7 protein-coding genes and 1 riboswitch are annotated in these 7,731 nt (G+C 36.6%); all 7 genes read left to right on the top strand.

Annotated features, from left to right (window positions below):
• On the top strand, positions 1-291 hold a 291-nt coding region (locus tag BZK16_RS13590; protein WP_233145314.1), incomplete at its 5' end, for a hypothetical protein.
• Between the two features lie 99 nt (positions 292-390).
• Entirely contained in the window at positions 391-1,749 is a 1,359-nt protein-coding gene (gene creD / locus BZK16_RS13585; protein ID WP_077929429.1) for a cell envelope integrity protein CreD, read from the top strand.
• Positions 1,750-1,906: 157 nt separating this feature from the next.
• Entirely contained in the window at positions 1,907-2,443 is a 537-nt protein-coding gene (locus BZK16_RS13580; RefSeq protein ID WP_077929428.1) for a hypothetical protein, read from the top strand.
• 122 nt (positions 2,444-2,565) lie between these two features.
• On the top strand, positions 2,566-3,513 hold the full coding sequence (locus BZK16_RS13575) for an AEC family transporter (RefSeq protein ID WP_077929427.1): 948 nt from the start codon (positions 2,566-2,568) through the stop codon (positions 3,511-3,513).
• A gap of 19 nt (positions 3,514-3,532) precedes the next feature.
• Positions 3,533-3,577, top strand: a riboswitch (PreQ1 riboswitch).
• Positions 3,578-3,580: 3 nt separating this feature from the next.
• Positions 3,581-4,063: a preQ(1) synthase gene (gene queF / locus BZK16_RS13570; RefSeq protein ID WP_077929426.1), complete on the top strand. Its 483-nt coding sequence runs from the start codon at positions 3,581-3,583 to the stop codon at positions 4,061-4,063.
• A gap of 77 nt (positions 4,064-4,140) precedes the next feature.
• Positions 4,141-4,563: a DUF2059 domain-containing protein gene (locus BZK16_RS13565; protein WP_077929425.1), complete on the top strand. Its 423-nt coding sequence runs from the start codon at positions 4,141-4,143 to the stop codon at positions 4,561-4,563.
• 234 nt (positions 4,564-4,797) lie between these two features.
• The gene (locus BZK16_RS13560; RefSeq protein WP_077929424.1) at positions 4,798-7,551 is read left to right on the top strand and encodes a valine--tRNA ligase; all 2,754 of its coding nucleotides are present in this window, start codon (positions 4,798-4,800) and stop codon (positions 7,549-7,551) included.
• The last annotated feature ends 180 nt before the right edge of the window (positions 7,552-7,731 follow it).

Below are 7,731 nucleotides of genomic sequence, written 5' to 3'. Positions count from 1 at the left end.
ATTATTATATTTGTTGGTGTGGGAATATATGTTCAATATGTGAATAATGCACGGAATGCAATGCGTGACCAAGTTAGAAATTCTATTGAGAATTATTATGTGGAACATGATACCTATCCTGATCAAAGTTGGTTTCGTACTCAAAAGAATAATGATAGAAACTTGTATAGAGAGTTTCATTATTTTCCACAAAAAGATTATAAAGATTATTTTTTATTGCATAGAACAATAGGATACTTTGAGTGGGAATATTCTCCTGAATCAAAGGAATGGGCTTTTAATCCAAATTAATATCTAATCTTCATCTTCACATAAAAAACACATTCGCCACATTATCTCTTCATATTGGTATCAGAGAATAAACCATCAAAATTCAATGATGGAGAGATAATGAATAATTTAATGAAAAAGATGATATCCATGCTTGTGATCATCGTCGTGCTATTGATCGGCATTGGCATGATCAGTTCTTTGATCAACGAGCGAATGTATCTAAAAAGCAGTGTAGAAGATGATATTGCAAAAAGCTCAGTAAGATCACAAACATTGGCAGGGCCAATCATCACAGTGCCATACTCAGTCACAACTTATGACAGCGATCGAAAAGTTTATGTTCGATCGAATGAAGCTCTATATTTCTTTCCTGATCAACTGAATATTGCGGGCGATTTAACTACAGAAGAAAGATATCGTGGCATTTATAAAGCCAATTTATATACATTCAAAGGGCAGCTAACAGGGCAATTTACCTTACCTAAAAATTTAGGTTTGAAAGATTCCACTAATAATTATGAACTTGGCGAACCGTACATTGCAATGCGCGTTTCTGATATTCGCGGTATTGGCAATACAACGGAAATGAAATTGAACGGCAGTAAAATGACATTGTCGCCATTAAGTGCAGGCGGTTATTTATCTGCAGGTGTTAAAAGCTCTTTAACGAATGTTGATTTGCAAAATGGCGGTGTGATTAAGTTTGATATTAATTTGGAATTAATGGGCACTTCGCGCTTAAACTTCTTATCAGCAGGTAAAGAAACTACAGTTAAATTGAATGGAATATGGCCGCATCCAAGCTTTATCGGCAATGCATTACCGAAAGAGCGCACAGTGAGCGATCAATCGTTCCAATCAACTTGGGAAGTGAATCAATTTTCTAATATTACACCTGCGGCATTAATGAGTTGCTGGCAGTCCAATGATACGTATTGTGAAAGCAATAACATCACAAATTTCGGTGTAGATTTGGTTGATCCTGTAGATCATTACCGTAAAAGTGATCGTGCTGTGAAATATGCGATCTTGTTCATTGGTTTAACATTTGTAGGTTTTTTTGTCTTTGAAGTGATGCGCCGTATGAACATTCATGCAATGCAATATGCATTAGTTGGCTTTGCGCTAGTTCTATTCTTCTTATTGCTCATTTCATTATCCGAACACATTGGCTTCTTATTAGCTTACTGGGTTGCTTCATTATCGTGCATCGGATTAATCACTTATTACATGCATAGCTTATTGAAAGACAAAAAAATATCACTGAGTTTTGCGGGATTATTGGCGCTGCTATACATCACGTTATACATCTTGTTGAATGGCGAAGAATACAGCTTGTTACTGGGCTCAATCTTACTGTTCTTGGCAATCAGCGCAACGATGATTCTCACAAGAAATGTAGATTGGTACGCATTATCACAAACTAATTCTGTTATTAAGAGAAGAAAAGTAGAGGAGGATGATCATGAGAACTAGAGGATTACGTGAAGATCGCGCAATGAAACAAGCGCTCCGCGCATTTATCTTGAGATTTCATTTAAAGTATAAAGCGAAATAAATCAGTAAAATATAAGGGTTGATAGGAATATCAGCCCTTTGGTTTGAATATAAAAATAATAAAGGATTCATAGCAATGTTAAAGACTATTGGTAATGTAATTGATACTATTTTTGCAAAAGAATCAACACTCTTTTTGTGTGGGATTATTTTAATTTTGATGTTTTCTTTTTATATATTCAGTTATTTCTTTATATTCTTTTTAATAATTAGTGTAATTATCTTATTGGGGCATGCTATTTTCTATAAAAATATGCGTAAAGATAGCTTGATTAGATTGGCAATGTATGGGGTAACATTTTCTATCTTTTATGGTTATGGGCAATATTATAGAATTAAACAAATTGAGATTAGAGAGAATGTTGTTCAGTTCATTTATCAATATGAACAAGACTATGGTAAATACCCACCACTAGAACTAATGCAGAATGTCACTGAAAAATACTCAAAGTACCAAATGCGTTTTTTCTATTATTTATCTCCTGCTAAAATACCTGAAAATGAGCCATTAACAAAACAGGTTTATCAGTTGTCATATAGTACAAATTTATTATCACCTTTTGACGATGTGGTTTATCGTGGAAATAATGAATGGGAAATTGTTTATGATTAGTTCTAAAGTTTGATTTTGTATCAAACTTAAAAAGCTTATCAAGCAAACCAAAAACTCTCTTCAATTTTGGTAATTCTTTGCTACATTAGATATAGACGTTTCCATCTCAGAGCTTTCTCAATATGTCCTCTTTTGTTTATTCATTCTTTCAGCAAATTTATGCGCTATTGCCATTCTTTATATTAATAGGATTAGGCTATTACCTTGTGCGCTTCAGAAAATGGCCGAAAGATTTCACAAGAGGATTGACGCGATTCTTATTTAATTTAGCCATTCCCATTATGCTATTCGGCGTCATGAGTAAATTCCATGAGCAAGAAGATGTCGATCCCAAGTTGATATTGGCATATTTTGGTGGCTCTTTTATCCTATTTTTTATTGCCCATTTCTTCTCTAAAAAAGCTTTAAAGCTCACATCGCGCGCAAGTTCTGTATTTGGTGTTGGCACAATTTTTGCCAATAATGTGATGATTGGTATTCCAATCTTAATGCTCTTTATGGGCGATGATGCAATTGCAGTTTCTGCAATGATCATTTCATTCAATGCATTATTGCTGTGGAGCTTAGTCTCTTTCTCAATTGAATGGGCAGATCATGGTTCATTTTCAGTACGAGGAATGGCGGCGACCTTTAAAGGTGTACTGAAAAATCCTGTGGTGATCGGAATTATGCTTGGCTTATTGGCAAGTTATGTTCGCTTGCCGATTCCGCAGTTTGCAGGTAAAACGATTTTGATGTTCTCAGATATGGTTGCGCCATTATCATTATTAGTGCTTGGCATGGGATTGGCGGAATATCGCATTGGCTCTAGCTTAAAAATCAGCATGTTTTTAGTGTTCTTTAAATTAGTGTTGCATCCATTGGTGATTTGGCTCTGTGCATTGGCTTTAGGTTTGCCAGCTTTTGAAACTAAAGCAATCGTGATTTTAGGTTCACTGGCTGCAGGAATGAACGTCTATTTAATGGCGCTAAAATTTGAGGAAATCGAAGATGCTGTCGCATCTGGTATTGTGTTATCGACGTTGTTATCTGCTGTCACGACACCAATTATTTTGCTTTTAATGCCATGATTCATTAGCATATCGCGGTTCCATTGTGGTTCGAAATCCTCCCACACAAAAAAACTAAGGAGTTTTTATGTCAAATACTGAAGGTTTAACCTTGCTCGGCAATCAGAAAACAGAATATTCTGATCGTTATAACCCTGCTGTTTTGGAGGCATTTGATAATGCACACCCAAATAGCAATACATTTGTGAAATTCAATTGCCCTGAATTTACGGCATTGTGCCCAATGACAGCACAACCTGATTTTGCCACAATTTATATTAGCTATATTCCTGATCAAAAAATGGTGGAGAGTAAATCATTAAAATTGTATTTATTCAGCTTCCGTAATGAAGGAAGTTTTCATGAAGATTGCGTGAATAAAATGCTGAAAGATTTAGTAGATTTATTGCAGCCAAGATACATGGAAATTTGGGGTAAATTCACACCGCGCGGTGGTATTTCTATTGATCCTTATGTGAACTATGGAATGCCTAATAGTCGTTGGGCAGAGTTTGCTGAAACACGTTTGTTGAATCATGATTTGTACCCTGAAAAAATTGATAACCGATAATTCTATTTACAAATTTATACGATATTGTTGATATACTAATTTCGTCTTTTGACATTAATTTATTAAGGAAAAACATCGTGAAAAAATTATTATTATCCGTGTGTTTAGGTTCATCATTAATCTTCTCTTCTGCAGCATTTGCACAAACAGCTTCAGAGCAAAGCATTAAGCAATTAATCGTTGAAACTGGTGCAGCAGAAATGGGCACGATGGTTTTTGATCAATTGTTGGCACAATTAAAAGGTGCAGGTGCAACTGATGCGCAAATCGCAGAAGTTAAAAAAGAATTCAATGTGGATCAATTGGTAGATTTATTAGTACCTGTTTATCAAAAGCAATTCACTGAAGAAGATGTGAAAGCATTCTTAGAATTCTATCAATCTCCAGCAGGTAAGAAATTGGTTGAAAAACAACCAGCAATCATGCAAGAATCTATGGTGATTGGTCAGCAATGGGGAATGGGCATCGCTCAGAAAATCCAAGCGATTTTGTCTAAATAACATTGTTGTATAAAGCATCAAAAACCCGTAATTGAAAAATTGCGGGTTTTTTTATGGGAAAAATTTATATCTCATCTGTAGGTTTTGCTCTAGTGATGATTTCAATCATTTCACTATAAAAATTGTGATATCAGTTTGATTTTATAAATGGTGAGAAGATCATTGTGTTTGTTTGAATGTAAGTGCTAGAATGATAACTTTTAGTGTTTTTAACTACGGTTTTATCGGAATATTATGGAAAAGACATATCAGCCAAGTGCAATTGAGTCAAAGTGGTACGGTTTTTGGGAATCTAATGGTTTTTTTAAAGCATCAGGTGATGTCACAAAGCCTGCTTATTGTATAGTCATCCCACCACCAAACGTCACTGGTACTTTGCACATGGGACATGCTTTCCAAGATACGATCATGGATTTATTGATCCGTTATCATCGTATGAAAGGCGATAATACTTTGTGGCAACCTGGTACGGATCATGCAGGTATCGCAACGCAAATGGTTGTTGAGCGCCAATTGAACCAAAAAGGTTTAACACGTCATGACTTAGGTCGTAACAAATTTGTTGAAAAAATCTGGGAATGGAAAGAACAATCGGGTGGTGCAATCATGCAGCAACTTCGCCGTATGGGTGCAAGTGCGGATTGGTCACGTGAGCGCTTTACGATGGATGAAGGTTTATCTGAAGCGGTTAAAAAGACATTCGTAGATTTATACGATCAAGGTTTAATCTATCGCGGTAAGCGTTTGGTTAACTGGGATCCTAAATTAAAAACAGCTGTTTCTGATATTGAAGTTGAATCATTGGAAGAGCAGGGTTCATTATGGCATTTGCGTTATCCAATCGCTGGTTCTGATGAAATCATGATCGTTGCGACAACTCGCCCTGAAACAATGTTAGGTGATACGGCTGTTGCTGTGAATCCTAACGATGAACGTTATACGCATTTGATCGGTAAAATGATTGATTTGCCATTAACAGGTCGTCAAATCCCAATCATTGCAGATGATTATGTGGATCAAGAGTTTGGTACAGGTTGCGTTAAAATCACACCAGCACACGATTTCAATGACTATGAAATGGGTAAGCGCCATAACTTACCAATGATCAACATCTTGACGGATGATGCACAAATCAATGATGAAGCGCCAGAAGCTTATCGTGGCATGGATCGTTTCGATGCACGTAAACAGATCGTTGCTGATTTTGAAGCGGCAGGATTGTTGGAAAAAATCGAACCACATACATTAAAAATTCCTCGTGGCGATCGTACTGGGCAAGTGATCGAACCATATTTAACAGATCAATGGTATGTTGATGCTAAAACAATGGCGAAACCTGCGATTGAAGCAGTTAAATCAGGCGAAATTAAATTTGTTCCTGAGAACTGGGAAAAGACATATTTCGAATGGATGAACAACATTCAAGATTGGTGTATTTCTCGTCAATTATGGTGGGGGCATCAAATTCCTGCATGGTATGACGAAGAAGGCAATATTTATGTTGCGCATGACGAAGCTGAGGCGCGTACTAAATATAATTTGGATGATCGTCCATTAAGACAAGATGAAGATGTGTTGGATACTTGGTATTCATCAGCATTGTGGCCGTTCACAACTTTAGGTTGGCCTGAAAATACAGAAGAACTCAAAACTTTCTACCCAACATCTGTGTTGGTAACGGGTTTTGACATCATCTTCTTCTGGGTTGCTCGTATGATTATGATAGGTAAACATTTCATGCAGGAAATTCCTTTCCATGAAGTTTATATCCACGGTTTAGTGCGCGACCAAGATGGTCAAAAAATGAGTAAATCTAAAGGTAACGTTTTAGATCCAATCGATTTGATCGATGGTATTGATCTAGAAAACTTGGTGAAAAAGCGTACTTCAGGTTTGATGCAGCCGCAAATGGCAGAGCGCATTGAGAAATCAACACGTAAAAACTTCCCTGAAGGCATTAAAGCTTACGGTACGGATGCACTGCGTTTCACATTTACAGCACAAGCAACGAATGGCCGTGATGTGATCTTTGATGTTGGTCGTGTTGAAGGTTATTCAAACTTCTGTAATAAGATCTGGAATGCTGCGCGTTTTGTATTCATGAATGCAGAAGATAAATTGATTGCTGATAATCCAGCTGCGCGTTCACACATCGATCATTGGATTTTATCTCGTTTAACTTATGTGAATAAAGAAGTTGAGCGTCACATTGAACAGTATCGTTTCGACTTAGCAACACAAACATTGTATGACTTCATTTGGAATGAATTCTGTGATTGGTACTTAGAATTAACTAAGCCAATTTTGAATGGTGATTTCAGTGATGAAGCAAAAGCAGCAACGCGTCATACATTGATGTTTACGTTGGATGCGATTTTGAAAATGTTACATCCATTCATGCCTTATATTACAGAAGAGATTTGGCAGCAATTGGTTGTGATTGCGCCTCAGTTCAAACAAACTGATGGTTTGATCGTTGCAGAATATCCATCAATGGATGTGCGTAATGAAGCATTGGAAGCTGACATTGCTTGGTTGCAATCTGTATTATTAGAAGTTCGTCGTATTCGTGCAGAAATGAATATCGCACCAGGCAGACCTTTACCTGTGTTATATGAGAATGCATCAGCAGAAGATCAGCGTCGTATTTCTGAAAATGAATTATTTCTATTGAAAATGGGGCGTTTAGAATCATTGGTAGCTTGTCATGGTGATGCGCCAGAATCAGCAGTTGCTGTTGTGGGTAAAATGCGCTTGATGATTCCATTGGCAGGATTGATCGATAAGGAACAAGAATTAACGCGTTTGAATCGTGAGATTTCTAAATTAGCACCAAGCATTCAGCAATTGGCAGGGAAGTTATCTAATGAAGGCTTCATTGCTAAAGCACCTGAAGCTGTTGTGGCTAAAGAGCGTGAGAAGTTGGCAGAGATGGAAAATACATTGGCTGAATTGAATCAGCAATTGGTAAAAATCCAAGCTTTGTAATACATAAATATCGTGTGTGATGAAAAAGCCCTGCAAAAGCAGGGCTTTTTGTTGGGCGATTATTCAGTTTTACTATATACATATAGTGTTTTTACTTTCATATAAGAAGTTATATAAGAAGGGGAAGATATCTTTGAGAGTATTTGCATTATTATTTAATGAGGAAGAGGTAACTTTTGG

This window comes from Wohlfahrtiimonas populi, from assembly GCF_002006795.1.
Lineage (GTDB): Bacteria > Pseudomonadota > Gammaproteobacteria > Cardiobacteriales > Wohlfahrtiimonadaceae > Wohlfahrtiimonas > Wohlfahrtiimonas populi.
This window is presented reverse-complemented; position numbering and strand designations above follow the sequence as displayed.

What these genes read in the sequence shown, in the direction of transcription:
- creD (WP_077929429.1), top strand. Translation starts at nt 391, where the DNA reads ATGAATAATTTAATGAAAAAGATGATATCCATGCTTGTGATCATCGTC.
- queF (WP_077929426.1), top strand. Translation starts at nt 3,581, where the DNA reads ATGTCAAATACTGAAGGTTTAACCTTGCTCGGCAATCAGAAAACAGAA.
- BZK16_RS13560 (WP_077929424.1), top strand. Translation starts at nt 4,798, where the DNA reads ATGGAAAAGACATATCAGCCAAGTGCAATTGAGTCAAAGTGGTACGGT.
- BZK16_RS13575 (WP_077929427.1), top strand. Translation starts at nt 2,566, where the DNA reads ATGTCCTCTTTTGTTTATTCATTCTTTCAGCAAATTTATGCGCTATTG.
- BZK16_RS13580 (WP_077929428.1), top strand. Translation starts at nt 1,907, where the DNA reads ATGTTAAAGACTATTGGTAATGTAATTGATACTATTTTTGCAAAAGAA.